The 18,809-nt window shown below is 42.4% G+C and carries 22 protein-coding genes; 10 read left to right on the forward strand and 12 right to left on the reverse strand.

What is annotated here, in order from left to right; genetic code table 11:
- Positions 1–2: 2 nt before the first annotated feature.
- The 8 genes from rseP to rpsB all read right to left on the reverse strand — a co-directional run bounded on the left by rseP (position 3) and on the right by rpsB (position 7,213).
- Positions 3–1,349, reverse strand: a complete 1,347-nt coding sequence (rseP, locus tag E0D70_RS08870; RefSeq protein WP_133011922.1) for an RIP metalloprotease RseP — start codon at positions 1,347–1,349, stop codon at positions 3–5.
- Positions 1,346–2,521 (reverse strand): 1-deoxy-D-xylulose-5-phosphate reductoisomerase, encoded by a 1,176-nt coding sequence (ispC, locus tag E0D70_RS08875; RefSeq protein WP_133011923.1) that lies wholly within the window; start codon positions 2,519–2,521, stop codon positions 1,346–1,348. The genes rseP and ispC overlap by 4 nt, the downstream gene beginning before the upstream one ends.
- Complete coding sequence (locus E0D70_RS08880) at positions 2,521–3,324, reverse strand: phosphatidate cytidylyltransferase (protein WP_133011924.1); 804 nt, start codon at positions 3,322–3,324, stop codon at positions 2,521–2,523. Before E0D70_RS08880 ends, ispC begins: the two co-directional genes overlap by 1 nt.
- Positions 3,325–3,327: 3 nt before the next feature.
- Positions 3,328–4,059, reverse strand: a complete 732-nt coding sequence (locus E0D70_RS08885; protein WP_133011925.1) for an isoprenyl transferase — start codon at positions 4,057–4,059, stop codon at positions 3,328–3,330.
- A gap of 52 nt (positions 4,060–4,111) precedes the next feature.
- A complete protein-coding gene (gene frr, locus E0D70_RS08890; protein ID WP_133011926.1) occupies positions 4,112–4,669 on the reverse strand; it encodes a ribosome recycling factor in 558 nt (185 codons plus the stop codon).
- Between the two features lie 7 nt (positions 4,670–4,676).
- The gene (gene pyrH, locus E0D70_RS08895; protein ID WP_133011927.1) at positions 4,677–5,399 is read right to left on the reverse strand and encodes a UMP kinase; all 723 of its coding nucleotides are present in this window, start codon (positions 5,397–5,399) and stop codon (positions 4,677–4,679) included.
- Positions 5,400–5,529: 130 nt separating this feature from the next.
- Positions 5,530–6,390 (reverse strand): translation elongation factor Ts, encoded by an 861-nt coding sequence (gene tsf, locus E0D70_RS08900; protein ID WP_133011928.1) that lies wholly within the window; start codon positions 6,388–6,390, stop codon positions 5,530–5,532.
- Between the two features lie 85 nt (positions 6,391–6,475).
- On the reverse strand, positions 6,476–7,213 hold the full coding sequence (rpsB, locus tag E0D70_RS08905) for a 30S ribosomal protein S2 (protein WP_133011929.1): 738 nt from the start codon (positions 7,211–7,213) through the stop codon (positions 6,476–6,478).
- 323 nt (positions 7,214–7,536) lie between these two features.
- On the opposite strand from rpsB, the gene map reads away from it, so the two are divergent.
- The 5 genes from map (at position 7,537) to E0D70_RS08930 (ending at position 13,854) form a co-directional block, all read left to right on the forward strand.
- On the forward strand, positions 7,537–8,394 hold the full coding sequence (map, locus tag E0D70_RS08910; RefSeq protein ID WP_133011930.1) for a type I methionyl aminopeptidase: 858 nt from the start codon (positions 7,537–7,539) through the stop codon (positions 8,392–8,394).
- 81 nt (positions 8,395–8,475) lie between these two features.
- Entirely contained in the window at positions 8,476–11,169 is a 2,694-nt protein-coding gene (gene glnD, locus E0D70_RS08915; protein ID WP_133011931.1) for a [protein-PII] uridylyltransferase, read from the forward strand.
- Between the two features lie 8 nt (positions 11,170–11,177).
- Positions 11,178–12,380, forward strand: coding sequence for a succinyldiaminopimelate transaminase (gene dapC, locus E0D70_RS08920; RefSeq protein WP_133011932.1), 1,203 nt, complete (start codon positions 11,178–11,180; stop codon positions 12,378–12,380).
- Positions 12,381–12,409: 29 nt separating this feature from the next.
- Positions 12,410–13,447: a 2,3,4,5-tetrahydropyridine-2,6-dicarboxylate N-succinyltransferase gene (gene dapD / locus E0D70_RS08925; protein WP_133011933.1), complete on the forward strand. Its 1,038-nt coding sequence runs from the start codon at positions 12,410–12,412 to the stop codon at positions 13,445–13,447.
- Between the two features lie 59 nt (positions 13,448–13,506).
- Positions 13,507–13,854 (forward strand): ArsC family reductase, encoded by a 348-nt coding sequence (locus E0D70_RS08930; protein WP_133011934.1) that lies wholly within the window; start codon positions 13,507–13,509, stop codon positions 13,852–13,854.
- Here E0D70_RS08930 and E0D70_RS08935 read toward each other — a convergent pair.
- Positions 13,847–14,047, reverse strand: coding sequence for a hypothetical protein (locus E0D70_RS08935; RefSeq protein WP_133011935.1), 201 nt, complete (start codon positions 14,045–14,047; stop codon positions 13,847–13,849). The genes E0D70_RS08930 and E0D70_RS08935 overlap by 8 nt on opposite strands.
- Before the next feature lie 76 nt (positions 14,048–14,123).
- Between E0D70_RS08935 and dapE the strand changes: the two genes are divergently transcribed.
- Genes dapE through panD form a run of 4 tightly spaced genes read left to right on the forward strand, consistent with a single transcriptional unit; the run spans position 14,124 to position 16,357 of the window.
- Complete coding sequence (gene dapE / locus E0D70_RS08940) at positions 14,124–15,275, forward strand: succinyl-diaminopimelate desuccinylase (protein WP_133011936.1); 1,152 nt, start codon at positions 14,124–14,126, stop codon at positions 15,273–15,275.
- On the forward strand, positions 15,272–15,544 hold the full coding sequence (locus tag E0D70_RS08945) for a hypothetical protein (protein ID WP_133011937.1): 273 nt from the start codon (positions 15,272–15,274) through the stop codon (positions 15,542–15,544). The genes dapE and E0D70_RS08945 overlap by 4 nt, the downstream gene beginning before the upstream one ends.
- A gap of 3 nt (positions 15,545–15,547) precedes the next feature.
- The gene (locus E0D70_RS08950; protein ID WP_133011938.1) at positions 15,548–15,922 is read left to right on the forward strand and encodes a hypothetical protein; all 375 of its coding nucleotides are present in this window, start codon (positions 15,548–15,550) and stop codon (positions 15,920–15,922) included.
- A 54-nt stretch (positions 15,923–15,976) separates the two neighbouring features.
- The gene (panD, locus tag E0D70_RS08955; RefSeq protein WP_133011939.1) at positions 15,977–16,357 is read left to right on the forward strand and encodes an aspartate 1-decarboxylase; all 381 of its coding nucleotides are present in this window, start codon (positions 15,977–15,979) and stop codon (positions 16,355–16,357) included.
- Positions 16,358–16,464: 107 nt separating this feature from the next.
- On the opposite strand, the gene tpx is transcribed toward panD, so the two are convergent.
- Both tpx and E0D70_RS17700 read right to left on the reverse strand, forming a co-directional pair.
- Complete coding sequence (gene tpx / locus E0D70_RS08960; protein WP_133011940.1) at positions 16,465–16,962, reverse strand: thiol peroxidase; 498 nt, start codon at positions 16,960–16,962, stop codon at positions 16,465–16,467.
- A 31-nt stretch (positions 16,963–16,993) separates the two neighbouring features.
- The gene (locus tag E0D70_RS17700; protein WP_276312845.1) at positions 16,994–17,464 is read right to left on the reverse strand and encodes a cold-shock protein; all 471 of its coding nucleotides are present in this window, start codon (positions 17,462–17,464) and stop codon (positions 16,994–16,996) included.
- A 278-nt stretch (positions 17,465–17,742) separates the two neighbouring features.
- Here E0D70_RS17700 and E0D70_RS08970 point away from each other — a divergent pair, with 278 nt between their 5' ends.
- Positions 17,743–17,964: a SlyX family protein gene (locus E0D70_RS08970; RefSeq protein ID WP_240537050.1), complete on the forward strand. Its 222-nt coding sequence runs from the start codon at positions 17,743–17,745 to the stop codon at positions 17,962–17,964.
- Between the two features lie 25 nt (positions 17,965–17,989).
- Here E0D70_RS08970 and E0D70_RS08975 read toward each other — a convergent pair whose 3' ends face one another.
- Positions 17,990–18,775, reverse strand: coding sequence for a class I SAM-dependent methyltransferase (locus E0D70_RS08975; RefSeq protein ID WP_133011941.1), 786 nt, complete (start codon positions 18,773–18,775; stop codon positions 17,990–17,992).
- Positions 18,776–18,809: the final 34 nt, after the last annotated feature.

Raw genomic sequence — 18,809 nt, forward strand, 5'->3', positions numbered from 1 at the left:
CACTACAAACGGGCAATATCGTTAAAAATGGCTATCGCCATCAACGTAAACAATAAAAAAGCACCAACACGATAAGCCATGCTCTGTATTTTTTCAGAGACAGGTTTTCGACGAATAGCTTCGATGCCAAAAAACATTAAATGCCCACCATCTAACATAGGAATGGGCAATAGATTCAACACACCCAAACTCACACTTAGATAGGCCATAAACTTCAGAAACGATTGCAAGCCAGAGTCAGCTGATGCACTAGCAACCTTGGCAATCGTAATAGGGCCTGACAAATTATCAATAGAAATTAAACCCTGAAACATTTTCCCAATAGATGACACTGTTAGCGCTGTCATTTTCCAAGTTTGCTGCGCGCCATAAGTCAGCGACTCAATCGGGCCAAAATGACGAGTATTCCATAAGCCCGCCTCCATCACTGGTGGCACAACGGCTAATCCGGCATAACCTACAAGGTCGCCATTTCGCTCTATCGACCCAGGAAGTAACATTAAAACAACATTCTTACTTGAACGCATAACATCAACAGAAACAAGACTTCCAGGATGATTCTGGATAAGAGTAACAAACTGCCCCCAATCATCAATAGGTTTACCGTTACCCTCTATTATTTTATCGCCGACCTGAAAACCTGCCTTTTCTGCCGCTCCGTTTTTTACCACTTGGGCGATAACAGGAACGACCTTAGGCTGCCAAGGAGTTAACCCAAACTCACCAATTAAATTGTTAGAATCTTTGCCTGCCATCCAACGATTTAATGTCAACGTATCCGTTTCTTTTTCTTTACTTAATAAATCTTGATAGCGCACGGTAATGGTTCCGCTAGCACCAATCAAGTCTGCTAACACTAAATTTACATCTTCCCATGAACTTACTACTGAATTGTTGATGGATAAAAGCTCATCTCCAGGCTGAATATTCGTTTGAGCAATGGGTGATTGAGGCTGAATATGCCCTACTTTTGGCGTTAAAGATTGAATCCCCATAAGAGCCACAATGGCATAAATAACAATGGCAAGAATAAAATTAGCAATAGGACCTGCTGCCACAATGGCGAAACGCTGCCATACAGATTTGTTATTGAATGCCTCTGACTTTAAATGCGCAGGTACATTACCTTCACGCTCATCTAGCATGCGAACATACCCGCCCAAAGGAATCATCGCGAGGGTAAATTCAGTCCCTGTCTTAGCAACAAAGCGGTAAATAGGCTTTCCAAAACCAATCGAGAAACGCAGGACTTTAACGCCGCATTTTCGAGCAATAAAATAATGCCCAAACTCGTGAAAAGTAATCAACACACCTAGTGAAATAACGATCGATAAGATATTTTGAATCATATCCAAACTCGTGCCTCGATAATGTTTTTTGCTACTCGACGAGCATTTTCATCCGCTTCAAAAACGACCTCAAGTGACGCGACAGGATGACTCTCAAGTTGATTCAGTACTTCGCCATTAATCGTCGCGATATCAAGAAAACCTATTTTTCTTTGAAGAAAGGCCGCAACAGCGACTTCATTTGCAGCATTCAAGGCTGCCATCGCAGTACCGCCACAATACCAAGCATCTGACGCCAATTTTAGGTTTGGAAAACGCTCAAGATCAGGTGATTCAAAATTCAATTGACCAATACCAACCAAATCCAAAGAAGGCACCGACGTTTCAATTCTATCGGGCCATGTCATTCCATAGGCAATCGGTATTCTCATATCAGGGTTGCCCATCTGAGCAATCACAGAGCCATCCAAATAAGACACCATGGAGTGAATAATACTTTCTGGATGCACTACAACGTCAATATCTGCAGGAGTAACTCCAAATAACCAGCAAGCCTCAATAAGCTCTAAACCTTTATTCATCAAAGAGGCAGAGTCGATAGAAATTTTTTGCCCCATTGACCAATTAGGGTGCTTGCAAGCCTGCTCAGGAGAAACGTGACGCATATCGTCTAAAGTCCAAGAACGAAATGGTCCACCTGATGCGGTTAGAAGGATTTTTTTGACATCCTTTTTCGTTGCGCCTAAGGCACTTTGGGGCAAGCTTTGAAAAATGGCATTATGTTCGCTATCAATGGGTAACAGCATCACGTCATGCTGCGCGACCTCATCCATAAATAACTTGCCTGCGGTAACAAGAGATTCTTTATTTGCTAAAAGGATACGTTTTTTTGCGCGAATACCTGCCAATGTTGGTTTAAGGCCTGCAAAACCCATTATCGCTGCCATCACCTGATCAACTTGAGGGTCAGCAGCAATACTATCAAGCGCATCACTCCCCCACTCAAAGGAAATAGGTAACCCATGGCATTTTGCTGCTAATTCATCACGCGCCTTCTCAGAGCCCATCACAACTCTTGCAGGACGAAAACGTCGGCAAATATCCGCCATCTTATCAACACTAGAATGGGCCGAAGCGCAGACTAGCTGAAATTTCTCTGGGTGTTGTTTGATAATATCAAGCGTGCTTTGTCCGATAGACCCCGTAGCACCTAGCAAACAAATACCTTGCATCACAACCACCCAAAAACGCTAAGCAAAAGAACAAATACCGGGGCAGCCGCGGTCAAACTATCGACGCGATCCATAACCCCACCATGACCTGGAATCAAGCGGCTAGAATCTTTCAGTGATTCATGACGCTTAAACAAACTTTCCGTAAGGTCGCCCAATACTGAAACAAATACGGTCACCAAACCAATACTCGCCAACACACTCCACTGAACAAGCGAAAACTGGACGATATAAGAAAAAAGGCCTATTCCAATTTGAGTAAATATTAAACCACCAACAACACCTTCCCAAGATTTTCCGGGACTAACATGCGGTGCTAATTTATTTTTGCCAAAAGCCTTGCCTGAAAAGTAAGCACCTGAATCTGCGCCCCAAATCAACCCCATCAATAGCAAGACCCAAACAACAAAGTTAGTAGATTGCTTTAGAACAACCAAAGAAGACCAAGTAGTTATGAGAATAAGTAAGCCAAATAACAAACGGCTGGACTGATAACGCCACCCTTTCAGAGACGGATAACTCATCACCCAATAAAGAGCCAGCAACCACAGAACAGGAGCGATATACAGAATCGTTTTTTGAAAATTTTGTTGGTAAGTGACGTAGCACAACACCCCAACGACTAACGCAAAAACAATTCGTAAAACGAATGATTTAACGCCTGACAATCTAGCCCATTCCCAGCCAGCCAGTAGCACAACACCACCCATGGCCAACATAAAGCCCGTTTCTTCTAAAACAAAAACGGCACAAATAAACAGAACGACCATAACAATGGCACTAAGAATACGAGGGAGTAACATGAATTATCGACCACCATAGCGACGTTGGCGTTTTTGATAAATATTAATAGCTTCATCAAAATGCAATTGATCAAAATCCGGCCATAATACCGAAAGAAAGACAAACTCAGAATAAGCGGTTTGCCACAATAAAAAGTTACTAATTCGTTCTTCTCCAGAAGTGCGAATCAATAAATCAGGTGCAGGAAGATCAGCGAGCTGCATGTGTTGAGCAACCATTTCCTCATCTATATCGTCTGCAGAAATATTTCCCATTGCTACTTCATTGGCTAACTTTTTAGTTGCCTGAGTGATGTCCCAACGCCCACCGTAATTTGCGGCTATGACAAGAACCATCCCTGTATTTTTAGCCGTCAGCCGTTCTGTCTCTTTTATTTGTCCCTGAAGTTTATTACCGAATCCCGTCAGGTCACCAATAATTCGCAGACAGACTTGATGCTCATTGAGACGTTTCACCTCTTTTTTAAGAGAGCGCATAAACAACCCCATTAATGCATCAACTTCGAGCTGTGGTCGCTTCCAATTCTCACTCGAAAAAGCAAATAACGTAAGCACTTTAACACCTGCTTTGGCTGCAATTTCGACGGTTCGACGAACAGCAGAAGCCCCTGCAGTATGCCCAGCAATACTAGGAAGGAATCTTTTTTTTGCCCATCGATTATTACCATCCATAATAATGGCAATGTGGCGAGGAATAATATCAGGATTATTCTCTGATTCTGTCAATGCTGACATATTTCTACCTTAGAGAACAAAAAAGGCGAGCTACTGCGCTCGCCCCTTTTATTTAGATTGCCATCAAGTCTTTTTCTTTTGCAGCAAGACGTTCTTCAACTAGAGCAACGTGCTTATCTGTAATTTTTTGCACTTGATCTTGTCCACGACGTTCGTCGTCTTCAGATATTTCTTTTTCTTTTACTAAGTCTTTTAAATTACCATTGGCATCACGACGGATATTACGAATCGATATACGACCATTTTCAGCTTCGCTTTTAGCTTGCTTGAAATAGTTACGACGCGTTTCTTCCGTTAACATTGGCATTGGAATTCGAATCAAACTTCCGTTGGTCGCTGGATTCAGACCTAGGTCAGACTTCATTATTGCTTTTTCAATTTCAGGAACCAAATTACTTTCCCAAGGAGAAACCCCCAAAGTGCGCGCATCTTCAACTGTGATGTTCGCAATCTGGCTCAATGGTGTTTCAGAACCGTAATAATTCACTTTAACTGAATCTAAAATACTCGGATGGGCACGCCCAGTACGAATTTTTTTAAACGCAGTTTCTACAGAAGATACTGCTTTACCCATGCGGTCTTCAGCATCTTTAAGAATTTCGTTGATCATAGCTTCCTCACTTAATCAGTGTGCCTTCATCGCCACCAACCATGATGTTAATCAGGGCTCCTGACTTATTCATATTAAATACGCGAACAGGCATTGAATGATCACGGGCTAGACAAATTGCCGTTAAGTCCATGACTCCTAGCTGCTTTTCTAATACTTCATCGTAACCCAATGTATCATATTTGATCGCATCAGGGTCTTTCATTGGGTCAGCAGAATAGACTCCGTCTACTTTTGTCGCCTTCAATACAACATCAGCATCAATTTCAATACCACGTAAACAAGCGGCAGAGTCAGTTGTAAAGAACGGATTACCGGTACCCGCTGAGAATATCATCACATCGCCTTCTTTAAGCAAACGCATCGCTCGGCGACGATCATAGGGCTCAACAATCCCCGTCATTGTAATGGCAGACATGACTCGTGTCCGAATGTTTGCGCGCTCTAGAGCATCGCGCATAGCCAATGCATTCATTACCGTCGCCAACATACCCATATGATCACCCGTAACGCGATCCATACCGGCTTGACTTAATGCTTGCCCACGAAAGAGATTACCACCACCGATAACAATCCCAACTTCTACACCAATGCCTCGTAATTGACCAATCTCAAGCGCAATTCTATTTAACACTTTTGGGTCGATTCCAAATGACTCATCACCCATTAGGGCTTCACCACTTAGCTTAAGCAAAATTCTTTTGTAGTTTGGACTCTTTTCTTTTGGCATCTCAATCTCCGACTAGGGTTGTGCCTGAGGCAACAGATAAGTTCTACTTGAATAACCTTCTTATAATACAGCTTTCATAAAAAGGGGCAGTAAAACTGCCCCTTTTTATGAAAAGACATCACAGCAAAGGTTAACCTTTAAGCTGAGCTGCTACTTCTGCTGCAAAATCTACTTCCGCAACTTCAATACCTTCACCTACTTCTAGACGAATGAATGAAGATACTTTTGCGCCAGCGTCTTTTACAAGTTGACCCACTTTGATTTCTGGGTTCTTAACAAAAGGCTGTTCAAGAAGGCTATTTTCAGCCAAGAATTTCTTCATGCGACCTACAATCATTTTATCAACGATTTCAGCAGGTTTGCCGGCCATATCAGGCTGAGCACGAACAATCTCTTCTTCTTTTGCCAATACATCAGCTGGCATGTCATCACCTTGCACAACGCGAGGAGAAACAGCAGCAACATGCATTGAAACGTCTTTAGCCAATTCAGCGTCGCCGCCTTCAAGCTGAGTCAATACAGCGATTTGACCATTACCATGTAGATAACCGCCAACCAAGCCGCCTTCAACAATAACAGCGCGACGAGGCGTGATATTTTCACCAATTTTTTGAACTAGTGCTTCACGTGCTAGGCCAATTTCGCCAGCAAGCAAGACAGCCATGTCTGTTTCTTTCGTTGCAAAAACAACATCAGCTACTTTATTAGCGAAAGAGATAAACCCTTCGTCACGTGATGCGAAATCAGTTTCAGAGTTGATTTCAACTAACACACCGTAAGAAGAATCATCAGCAACACGCATAATGATTGTGCCTTCAGCAGCAGTACGACCCGCTTTTTTAGCCGCTTTCATGCCGCTAGACTTACGTAGTTCTTCAATTGCTACTTCGATATCAGCATTTGCTGCTGCAAGTGCTTTCTTACATTCCATCATACCCAAGCCAGTGCGCTCGCGTAATTCTTTAACCAATGCTACAGGTACTGCGGCCATTTCAAAATCCTCTCAATACAATTCAAATTTAAAAAAGGGGGCGAGAAGCCCCCCTTTTGAAACCGGAACAAACTAAACAGTTAGCTTACGCTTCTGTAGCCGCTTCGTTTACTTCAACAAACTCATCAGCAGTACCAGCAGTCTCAGAACGACCTTCTAGAACAGCATCAGCGAATGCAGAAACGTACAATTGAACAGCACGAATCGCATCGTCGTTTGCAGGAATAACGTAATCAATACCATCAGGGTTACTGTTTGTATCAACAATACCGATAACTGGAATACCAAGTTTGTTTGCTTCTTTGATCGCAATACGTTCATGATCAACATCAACAACAAACAAGACGTCAGGAAGACCGCCCATGTCTTTAATACCACCCATAGAAAGCTCAAGTTTTTCAAGCTCACGAGTACGCATCAAGGCTTCTTTCTTAGTTAGTTTTTCGAAAGTACCATCAGACATTTGGCTTTCAAGTTCACGAAGGCGCTTGATAGAAGCACGGATCGTTTTGTAGTTTGTCAACATACCACCTAACCAACGGTGATTTACGTATGGCATACTAGAACGAGTAGCTTGTTCTTTAATTGTTTTAGATGCAGCACGCTTAGTACCCACAAACAAAACCTTGTTTTTGTTCTCAGCCATTTTCTTAACAAGCTCTAGAGCTTCGTTAAGAGCTGGAACAGTATGCTCAAGGTTAATGATATGGATTTTGTTACGAGCGCCAAAAATGAAAGGCTTCATTTTTGGGTTCCAGTAACGAGTTTGGTGACCAAAGTGTGAACCGACCTGTAGAAGGTCTCGCATAGAAACTGTAGGCATTTTACTATCCTTTAATTTGGGTTATTTAAGCTTACCAACCAAGCGCGTCAGCCAGACAAGGTTTAAAGCAACCATTGGCACCCCAGACACACTCACTCAACGTGATAAGTTCGTTAGTTTAATATTGGTTTTGCTTTCATTTGAGCCTAAGCCCAACAAGCCGGCGATTTATACCATATTCTAGTATAAACCAAAAGACCTAGGTGATGTTTTTAAGGATAAAGCCTCCTGGTTTTTTTCATCTTCAAAGGGGCGATTCTCCATAACAAGTCATGTAGAATAAGAGCAAATTTACTACACCAAATATTGAAAGACACTTTATTATGAGCAACGATATTTTAAAAAGAGTAGAAGAGTTAACTAAAAATGGCCGCAGCGAAGTCCCTAGCTGGACACCTCGACCAGCCGCCACACGTTTCACTGACATCAGCGATATTGAAGGCATGCGAATAGCTGGAAAACTAGCCGCTGACGTACTGATTATGCTGGAGGAATTCGTCGTTCCTGGCGTCACCACAGACCAACTCGATATTATTTCTCACAATTACACAGTTGATGTTCAAGGTGCTATTCCTGCGCCGTTAAATTACCACGGCTTTCCTAAGTCTTGCTGCACCTCTGTTAACGATGTTATTTGTCACGGTATTCCTAATGACAAACCACTAAAAAAAGGTGATGTAGTTAACATCGACATTACCATCATTAAAGACGGTTATTACGGTGATACTAGCCGCATGTTTTTTGCAGGAGAAGTCGCCCCACACGTAGAACGCCTATGCAAGGTTACCCAAGAAAGCTTATACCTTGCTATCGATATGGTAAAACCAGGCGTACGCCTTGGTGATATAGGCGCGGCCATTTCCGCTTATGTACACAAACACCACTACACAGTCGTCGAAGAGTATTGCGGCCATGGTGTCGGAACCACATTCCACGGAGAACCTCAGGTTGCTCACTACGGCACCCCTGGCACTGGCGTTATCTTAGAAGAAGGCATGACACTAACCATTGAGCCCATGGTTAATGCCGGCAAAAAACAGGTGAAACATACTGGCCCTGACAACTGGATAGCGAAAACGAAAGATGGTCGCTTATCCGCTCAGTATGAGCACACCCTTTTAATTACAGCAACAGGCGTTGAAATACTCACTAAACGACCTGAGGAAACACGCTTCTTCTAATAAGAAGCGTTATTTCACAGCATTTGAATGTTTTTGGGTTAATTATTAACTTCTTGATCACGCACGCTTCGAGGCACACGTATGGACTTCCCTGCTTTTCCAGATGCTCCGCCATTACTAACAGCGGATGAAAAACACGAACTAGCGCAACCATCTTGCCCGATCCAGCGATACAAAGCCGTTCTTGAAGAAAAAACTACCGCTTACGATGACCTTTTTCACGCTCTTTACCCAATAGAGAAGCTGGTTAAAGGTCTATCTGTTGTTTACGACGAAGCCCTTCAAGCTGCATGGATAGCTAAAGGACTCGATACCGAAACCTCTGTCAGCCTAGTTGCTGTCGGTGGATACGGACGTGGCGAACTACACCCAAAATCTGATATCGACCTTCTTATTCTTGTCGATGACAATGCCGCTCCAGAAAAAGACAAAATTGAAGCCTTCATCACCCTACTTTGGGATATCAATCTTGATGTTGGGCATAGTGTTCGCACCATTAGCGAATGCGTAGAAATGGCCGAAAAAGACATTACGGTTATCACCAACCTAATTGAGTCAAGAACACTATTCGGCTCTGAAGATTTATTGGCCAACGTTAAACTAAATACTGACACTGCTCACATGTGGGATGGCCACACCTTCTACAAAGCAAAACTAAAAGAGCAAAAACAACGTCACGCAAAATATCAAAATACAGCCTATAACCTAGAGCCCAACTTAAAAGAGTGCCCTGGCGGACTACGCGATATGCAAGTGATTGATTGGGTAGCCAAACGGCATTTACACACCCACAGACTAAGCGCTCTAATAGACAAATCCTTTTTATCTGAAGACGAATACATTCAACTAAAAGGAGCGGTAGGAAACCTTTGGCGTATTCGCTGGGCTCTTCACATGATCGCCGGTAGAAAAGAGGACAGACTTCTTTTTGACCATCAAAGAACGCTTACTAAAGTGTTTGGATTTGAAGATGACGATCTCAAGCGAAACGTAGAACGCTTCATGCAAGGTTATTACCAAAGCGTTGCAGCCATCCAGCAATTGAACGATCTATTACTGCAGCATTTTGAAGAATCGTTTTTATTGAACGATGCCGAAGACGCAATTGAAATCATCAATGATCGTTTCCAAATCTGCAATGGCCAATTGGAAGCCAGATCCACCTCTCTCTTCCAAGACACCCCCTCAGCCATGCTGGAAATATATGTGCTCATTGGCAATAATAAGAACATCAAAGGCATTCGAGCAAACACCATGCGACAGCTTCGAGACAGCCTAGATCTTATTGACGACACCTTTCGTAATGACAGAAAAAATACCGACTTATTTTTAGACATCATTGCCAGCCGTTATAGCCTAACTAGCATTCTACGATCGATGAAACACATTGGTCTGCTGGGACGATATTTACCAGAATTTGGTGCTATCATCGGGCAAATGCAACATGACCTTTTTCATATTTATACGGTAGATGCACACACCTTACATTTAGTCGAAAATTTACGCCGCCTTTGGTCTCCTGAATTTAAACAGCAGTTTCCCATCTCATCACAAGCCATACGACACTTACCTAAAGTCGAACTTCTTTATATAGCGGGACTGTATCACGACATAGCAAAAGGCCGTGGTGGAGACCACTCTGAACTAGGTTGCGTTGATGCTCAAGCTTTTTGCGAGCGTCACGGACTACCCAAAAAAGACACCGAACTGGTTGTTTGGCTGGTTAGAAACCATTTATTTATGTCGGTAACGGCGCAACGCAAAGACATATCAGACCCAGAAATCATCTGGGAATTTGCCAGCTACGTAAAAGACCAAGAACACCTAGATTATTTATTTATATTAACCGTAGCTGACATCAACGCCACCAACCCCACAATGTGGAATAGCTGGCGCGCCTCCTTGATGAGACAACTTTATTTAGAAACAAAACGCGCTTTACGACGCGGCTTGGACTACCCCATCGACGCCGACATGCAAAGCGACGAACACAAACAACGCGCATTAGAAGTTCTCATCGAGAGAAATGTCGATTTCACCGACGCTGAAGAAATTTGGGAAAAAATAGAAGAAGAATATTTCATTCGCTCCAATGGCGACGAAATAGCATGGAATACTGAAGCTATATTGCATCATCGACCAAGCATTAAGCCGCTTGTGGCCATTACACCACTAGGTGGCCGTAACTTCTCTGGTGCCAGCAAGGTATTTATTTACACCCTAAACAGCCGACATTTATTTGCCGTTACCGCGACTATCTTTGAACAGCTTGGTTTAACCATACTAGATGCAAAAATAAGCAACACAACAGACAATTACACGCTTGATACCTTTGTTGTTATGGACATTAACGACAATGACACCAATCTACACCTAGACAAAGAAAGGGTCACCCTGATCCAAGAAACACTAACAGAACAATTAAACAACCCCTCACAATACGAGAGTTTGGTACAACGTTACACACCACGAATACTAAAAATATTTAACTCACCATCAACCGCACACTTCGTTAGCCAACCAGAAGAAGTGTGGTCCGCTCTTGAAGTAACAGCGCCTGATCGCCCTGGTCTTTTAGCACTTATTGGGCAATTTTTTGTAACAAACAAAATAATGCTGCACAAAGCAAAAGTTGCAACGCTGGGTGAACGAATAGAAGATACTTTCTATATTACAGAAGAAGATGGTGATCTTATTACGGATCTAGATCGTATGGATGCCATTTGTATATCATTAAAAGAAAAAATTGATCATTTTTCAAAAGCCACGGATTAAGCAGCCCGATGAACCCTTTTATACATTCTTTGCACCCATATCCCTTCCAGAAGCTTGCAGAGCTACTAGAAGGGCACACTCCTAATCCGGATAAAACACTTATTCGGTTAACGATTGGAGAGCCGCAACACCAATCTCCAAGCTTTGTTCTGGAAAAACTAGCAGACAAGCTTGATGGTGTAAGCAAATACCCAAGTACGAAAGGGGAATTACCACTTCGTAACGCCATCGCAGAGTGGACAAAGCAACGCTTTCATTTAGCAACGCTCGATGCTGACACTCAGGTCCTTCCTGTCACTGGAACCCGTGAAGCACTCTTTGCTATTACACAAACCCTTGTTGGCGAAAAAGAAAAAACTCTGGTTGTTAGCCCTAATCCTTTTTATCAGATTTACGAAGGGGCCGGTATATTGGCTGGCGCGGAACTCCACTTTCTGCCTTGTAGTCCTGAAACATCGTATCGAGTCGATTATCAAAATGTAAGCGATGACATATGGCAACGCTGTGAACTGCTTTTTGTGTGTTCACCAAACAACCCTTGTGGCAGCGTTACCAGCCTAGAGGATTACGCCTACCTTATCGCAAAAGCAAAACAGTATAATTTCACCATCGTGGCAGACGAATGCTACTCAGAAATCTATTTTGACAACAAAGCACCATTAGGCCTACTAGAAGCTTGCCAACAATTAGGCAATACCTCTTACGATCACTGCCTGATATTTCAATCTCTATCAAAGCGCTCTAACCTACCAGGCTTACGTTCCGGCTTTGTCGCCGGCGATGCCAGCTTACTTAAGCCATTCTTGCTATATAGAACCTACCAAGGCTGTGCGATGCCCATACACCACCAAGAGGCTTCCATTGCCGCTTGGAATGATGAAGAGCATGTTGCTAAGAACCGTGAAATCTACACTCGTAAATTTGACCGCGTATTAGACATATTGTCACCTGTAATGAAGGTAACTAAGCCAGAAGCAGGGTTTTACCTATGGCCAGAATTGGATATGGACGACGAAGCTTTTTGTATCGCACTTTACGAACAAGCCTCTGTATTGGTTCTCCCTGGAAGCTATCTAGGCCGTGACGTAAACGGCAAAAACCCAGGTAGCAAACATGTACGTATGGCACTCGTTGCAGAAGAATCACAGTGCGTTGAAGCCGCGAAACGTATTCACGACTTTCTAACAGACAACAAATTAACAAAAAAATAACCCCTTTTAAAAACTCACTGGAGAACATAATGAGTGATCAAATTTTCGCGTTCGGTCTTGGTATCGGCACCCAAAACAAAGAAGGAAACTGGCTAGAAGTTTTTTACTCGCTACCAAGTAAAAACGTAGAAAAAAGCACCTTAGATGCCTTACTTGAAAGCACTAACTATGAAGGTGGTAATAGCACTCTTGTCTTGGATGAAGGCGATCTTAACCGCCTCCACATGAGCCTTCTAAAAGCTGGCAATATTGAGCAAGCTGAATTGGCATCCAAATTAAAAGCGTCGACTCAACCAATCGTGCTATGCGTACTAGCAACCGACGAAGCACCGACGAATCCCGCTGAAGTGTATTTAAAGCTTCAGCTAATCTCACATCGCCTAGCTACACCACACAGCACAGTACTAGATGGCATGTTTGGTTTGCTCATCAATACAGCTTGGACTAGCGAAGGGCCTATTGATGTTCGTGAGCTAGCAGACCGTCAGTTAAACGCTCGAATGCAAGGCCGCACGATTGAGGTATTCAGCGTTGATAAATTCCCTAAAATGCTCAACTTCATCGTTCCTACTGGAATTCGAGTTGGCGATGCTGCTCGCATCCGCCTGGGTGCTCATTTAGGCGAAGGCACCACCGTTATGCATGAAGGCTTTGTAAACTTCAATGCAGGTACATTGGGTGTAAGCATGGTGGAAGGTCGAATTTCTGCAGGCGTTGTAGTTGGCAATGGTTCTGATCTTGGTGGTGGCTGCTCAACCATGGGCACACTGTCAGGTGGTGGCAACATCATCATTGGCGTTGGCGAAAAATGCTTGATTGGCGCCAACTCAGGCATTGGTATTGGCCTTGGCGATCGCTGCACCGTAGAATCTGGTCTTTACATCACAGCAGGATCGAAAGTAGCCGTGCTTGATGAAAGTAATAATGTTGTGTCTGTCGTAAAAGCGCGCGACCTTTCCGGCCAATCAGATTTACTATTCCGCCGCAATTCAGAAACTGGCGCTATTGAATGTAAAACAAATAAAACAGCCATCGAACTAAACGCAGCATTACACGCTCACAATTGATCTAACAAATAGGTCATACTGTCACTATATTGATAATATGGCCTTTTTTTGGAGTAAATATGATTACCCTGTATGGCATTAAAAACTGCGACACAATGAAAAAAGCGTTTCGCTGGCTAGATGAAAATCACATTGAATACCAATTTATCGATTACAAAAAAGTCGGCGTAGATAAGGTATTAGCAGAGCAGTGGCTGGATCAATTAGGCTGGGAAAGCATCATCAATAAACGTGGAACTACGTGGCGTAAGCTTGATGACAATAAAAAAGAAACAATGAATAATGCAACGGCGCTAGAAACAATCATTGAACAACCGTCAATGATTAAGCGCCCACTACTCATTAAAGACAATGACATTCTCTTAGGTTTTAGCGCTGCACAATACCACGACAGTTTGCTTAATTAACGGTTGATGGATAAGACAATGGCAACTCTTTATTCGACTTTCTGACGATCGGTATCACACTAGGGGTATAGCCTGAATTTGATACGTCTGAGCGTATAACGGGAACAAAATAGGTTTCTTGAGAAATAGGCTCTTGCCATAAACTACAAGCACTTAACGACATTCCCAATAAAATAATGACACTTAATTTCATAACCCACCTTTATCAAATCCCCTGAATACAGACAGGATAATTTATAAAGCGGTGAAAACCAACACAAAGGTAAAAAATGACTGATTTATCCCCTACCCTAGAACTGGCTATCGATCTCATTTCCCGCCCTTCAGTAACACCAGAAGACGCAGGCTGCCAAGAGGTAATGATTCAACGCCTAGAACACCTTGGTTTTCAAATAGAAACAATGCCTTTTGGCGAAGTAAAAAACTTCTATGCAAAACATGGCACCTCTGGCCCTAATCTTTGCTTCGCAGGACACACAGATGTCGTACCAACAGGTCCAGAAGAAGAATGGAAAGTAGCACCTTTTTCTCCAGAAATCATCGATGGCGTACTTTATGGACGCGGTGCTGCGGACATGAAAGGCAGCCTTGCTGCTATGATTACAGCCGTAGAAAACTTTATCACTAAAAACCCAAATCACGATGGGCAAATTTCTTTTCTAATCACCAGTGACGAAGAAGGGCCTTTTGTTGACGGCACCACTCGCGTTGTCGACACGCTAATAGAAAGAAAAGAAACCGTAGACTGGTGCATTGTGGGCGAACCTTCTAGTACCAACACGCTAGGCGACATTATCAAAAATGGTCGTCGAGGTTCATTTAGCGGCAACTTAACAATACATGGTAAACAAGGGCACGTAGCCTACCCGCACCTAGTCCAAAACCCGATTCATCTTGCTGCGCCCGTTTTAGCTGAGCTTACGAACACACATTGGGATAGCGGTAACGATTTCTTCCCACCCACTAGCTTTCAAATTTCGAACATAAACTCAGGGACAGGCGCGACCAATGTTGTGCCTGGTAAACTTAATACGCAATTTAACTTCCGTTTTTCATCTGAACTCGACTTCGACACATTAAAGGCTCGTGTTATTGAAATACTGGATAAACATGAATTACGCTACGATGTAGAATGGACGTATAATGGCTTACCTTTTCTGACTCGCCCGGGTGAACTTGTTGAAGCAATCTCTACAGCAATACAAAGCACTGTTGGCATAACACCAGAACTATCAACCTCTGGCGGTACTTCAGATGGGCGTTTTATTGCAAAAATGGGCACACAAGTTGTTGAGCTTGGTCCTATTAACGCAACCATTCACCAGATCAACGAGTGTGTCGAAGCCGAAAGCCTTAACCAACTAAGTCGCATCTATGAAGGCATTTTAATCAACTTATTCACCAAGACTAAGCATCCATGAAAACAAAAAGTCGCCTACATAAACTTGCAATGAAACTGGGCAATAACCCGCGACTTGCATTGATTAAAATGATTCAAGGCGGCCTTCTGTTTGCATTTGGCGTTCTTATGATCATGGTGTCCAACCAGGTTCTGAGCGACTCGATTCCACAAGAACTTATTGCTCTAGTAGGTTTGATTATTGCGGGAATTGGCGTTCTCTGGACCTTGGTCGGATATTTATCGATGAGCGTATTAAGACTGTATAACATGATCAATAAAAAGGATTAAACGATGCAACCAGATATCGAAATATATGTATTATCTTGCCCAACTGATAATATTATCTCTTGGCTTAGTCAGAAGTTTACTCTACTTGAACAGACACATCCGTCATCTTTATGCACTAAAATAAAACTTGAATTTGATGGTCACACCATCCCTGTTACTATTTTAGAGCAAGCCTCAGGCAAACGCTTTACTTCAATCTGGTTTGACTCCAGCAACACCCCATGGCAAGACGACACCCTCTGCGCCAAAGACGCTTACAGCAATCTAAACTGCGAAGTGCGCTGCAACTATCAAAGCTGGGAAGAAGAGGGAGAACAAGACCTAGACCAATGGTGGAAAATTAACAGCTTCGGTGAAGGGCCATTTATTTGGACCTAACACTCTAGCACTTTCATTAACAAAACGACCACATTAGATTAAGAGAATCGATCCATGCAAATTACACTTCTTAAAGGCAAACTTCATATGGCAAGCGTCTCCCAAGCAGAGCTTTGGTATGACGGTTCATGCGCCATTGATAAAGACCTTGTAGAGCTAGCTGGCTTTCGCGAATTTGAAAAAATAGATATTTATAATGTCGACAACGGAGAACGCTTTCACACTTACGTCATTCTAGCGGAAGCAGGATCCGGCACTATTTCCATGAACGGCGCCGCCGCCAGAAAAGTTCAAGTAGGCGATCGCGTCATCATTGCAACTTACGGCCAATTCGAAGAAAGTGAAGCGGATGAGTTCAAACCTAAACTAGTCTATTTAAACAAAGACAACACGGTTGAGCGCACCACCAACACAATTCCTGTTCAAAAAGACTAACCGTTTATTTTTCAAGATAACTCTTTTCTTTAAAACAATAAAAAGCCAGTTAAGCATCGCTTGACTGGCTTTTTTTGTACTTGAGCTAGAGTCTTCTTAGAACAGAATTAACCTAAAACAGCCAAAGCGGCGTCATAGTTTGGCTCATCTGCAATTTCAGCAACTTGCTCTGTATGAAGTACTTTACCATTTTCATCCAACACAACAACCGCACGAGACAACAGACCCACAAGAGGCCCTGTTGAAAACGTCAAACCGTAGTCGTCGCCAAAAGAAGAACGGAAGCTTGAGCCAGTATCAACATGATCGATACCTTCAGCACCACAAAAACGTGCGGCAGCAAATGGTAGGTCCGCAGAAACACACAGAACATTAACACCTTTTAAAGACGCTGCAGACTCATTAAATTTACGTACTGATGTCGCACATGTAGGCGTATCAATAGAAGGAAAAATATTTAAAACTAATTTAGCGCCTTGGTAATCGCTTAATGACACCAAAGACAAATCAGTTTTCACCAATTCGAATGCAGGCGCTTGTGTTCCAACAGCTGGAAGTTCACCAACTGTTTCGATTTGATTACCTTTAAGTGTTACTGATGACATGATTTTTCCCTTAACTATCTATAAAAATATACTAGCCACGAACAATAGAAACGTTCTCAGCCTGTTTACCCTTTTCCCCTTCTGTTACATAGAAGCGAACAAGTTGGCCTTCAACTAGAAAACGGCGACCACGACCGCGAATTGCACGGTAATGAACAAATACGTCATCACCATTTTCCATTGTTAAGAAGCCAAAACCCTTAGATGAGTTAAACCACTTAACCGTACCTTGCTCGCGATCATCGTCTTCATCTTCTTCAGATTGAGAACTAGAACCGAAACCATTTTTCTGACTCACTACAGCGCCAACATAAACAGACACTAAAATAGACGCAAAATAAACCAAGTAATTAGTATCTAGAGCTTCACCTAATACAGTAGCAATTAGTAATGGAACAACTAAAGCAATTACCAAACTTACAACAAGTGCGCGTACTGAAAATAAAGGCGAACCAACAGAAGATTCCTTGTGACTCGTAACATTGTCCTGATGATCATTCATAACTGTGTCTCTTGTTAAATTAATATATTTTATGATTCGAAAAAATGCATTACCTAGGTAAAAACACTTTCGTTAAATTAGTACAAATGTAAAAAATTAAGTTTTTTACTACACTCTTACGAAATTGCCATGTGAAGCGGAAGAAGATCATAGTAAAATACTCTTTTATTCAAGAGCAAGTTCCGCGCCATTTCCTATTCTAATGTGCAAAGAATCTGCATGCAACATATAGAAAGGCTCCGAAATTAAGAGCTTAGCACATTAAGGTTACCATACTGATGCCATCGATGAATACCTTAGATACAGAGCTTCGTATAGATGAACTCGAATACAAACTTCAATTTCAAGAAGACATGATAGATAGCTTAAATCAGTCCTTAATTTTGCAGCAAAGAGACTTATTGTTAATGCAAGAAAGAATAAAAATTCTCGCTAAGCAACTAGAATCAAACCGTCAACAACAAAACATTGTTGAAGGTGAAGCACCACCTCATTACTAATATCTAAATCCAGATATAATCACGATCAATTTACGTCTAATGATTTTAGAACATAAATATCAAAACGCCCCGATTTACCTTCTAATTTATAGGTTGGCTCCGTACTATTTAAGTAGGGAGCCCCTTTAGGTCGCTTAACAACAACACGATACTCTGCGATATCCAGTGCTTTTGGCAATAAAAGATCTGCATCATCATCCTTTCCCACCAAATCACGAAAGAATGCCATTTCTTTCTTTGCAGCAGCAGAAGACTTATCTGTATGAGGGTACATAGGGTCCAAGAAAACCACATCAAAGCGTTGATCGCTCAGCGTGGTAATATCCCCTTTCATTAATGACATACGAGCAGCAATATCATTCACTTCAAAATGCAAAGAAGCCCTATACAAGCCATCTTCTAACATTGCTCTAACAAAACCCACTCGCTCACACAACCCTACATGACAACCCAGACTTGCCAAAACAAACGAATCTCGGCCAAGCCCAGCTGTTGCATCTAAGACCGATAAATTACTGCGCTTATTTAAGCCAACTGCTTTGGCAATATCTTGCCCCTTGCCGCCGCCAAAACGTCTTCGATGATCAACCGCACCTGAGGTAAAGTCCACAGAAACGGGCTTGGGAGCCCCCTTACCTGTTTTTGCTAACATCAAGTGCTCATGATATTTAATCAGTAAATAATCAAATTGATTAACAAACTTAAGCTCTGTCTTCAATGATAAATAAGGTAAGCCTAAAGACTGAGCCAAGGCTTTTGAGCTCATGTCATTAAAAGGATTATCTGAGGCAACAGCAAGAGAACTTAACAAAAGGATTTATTCCAATAAGAGTATAAATAAGACG

The organism is Marinomonas flavescens (assembly GCF_004352835.1).
GTDB classification, from domain to species: Bacteria; Pseudomonadota; Gammaproteobacteria; order Pseudomonadales; family Marinomonadaceae; genus Marinomonas; species Marinomonas flavescens.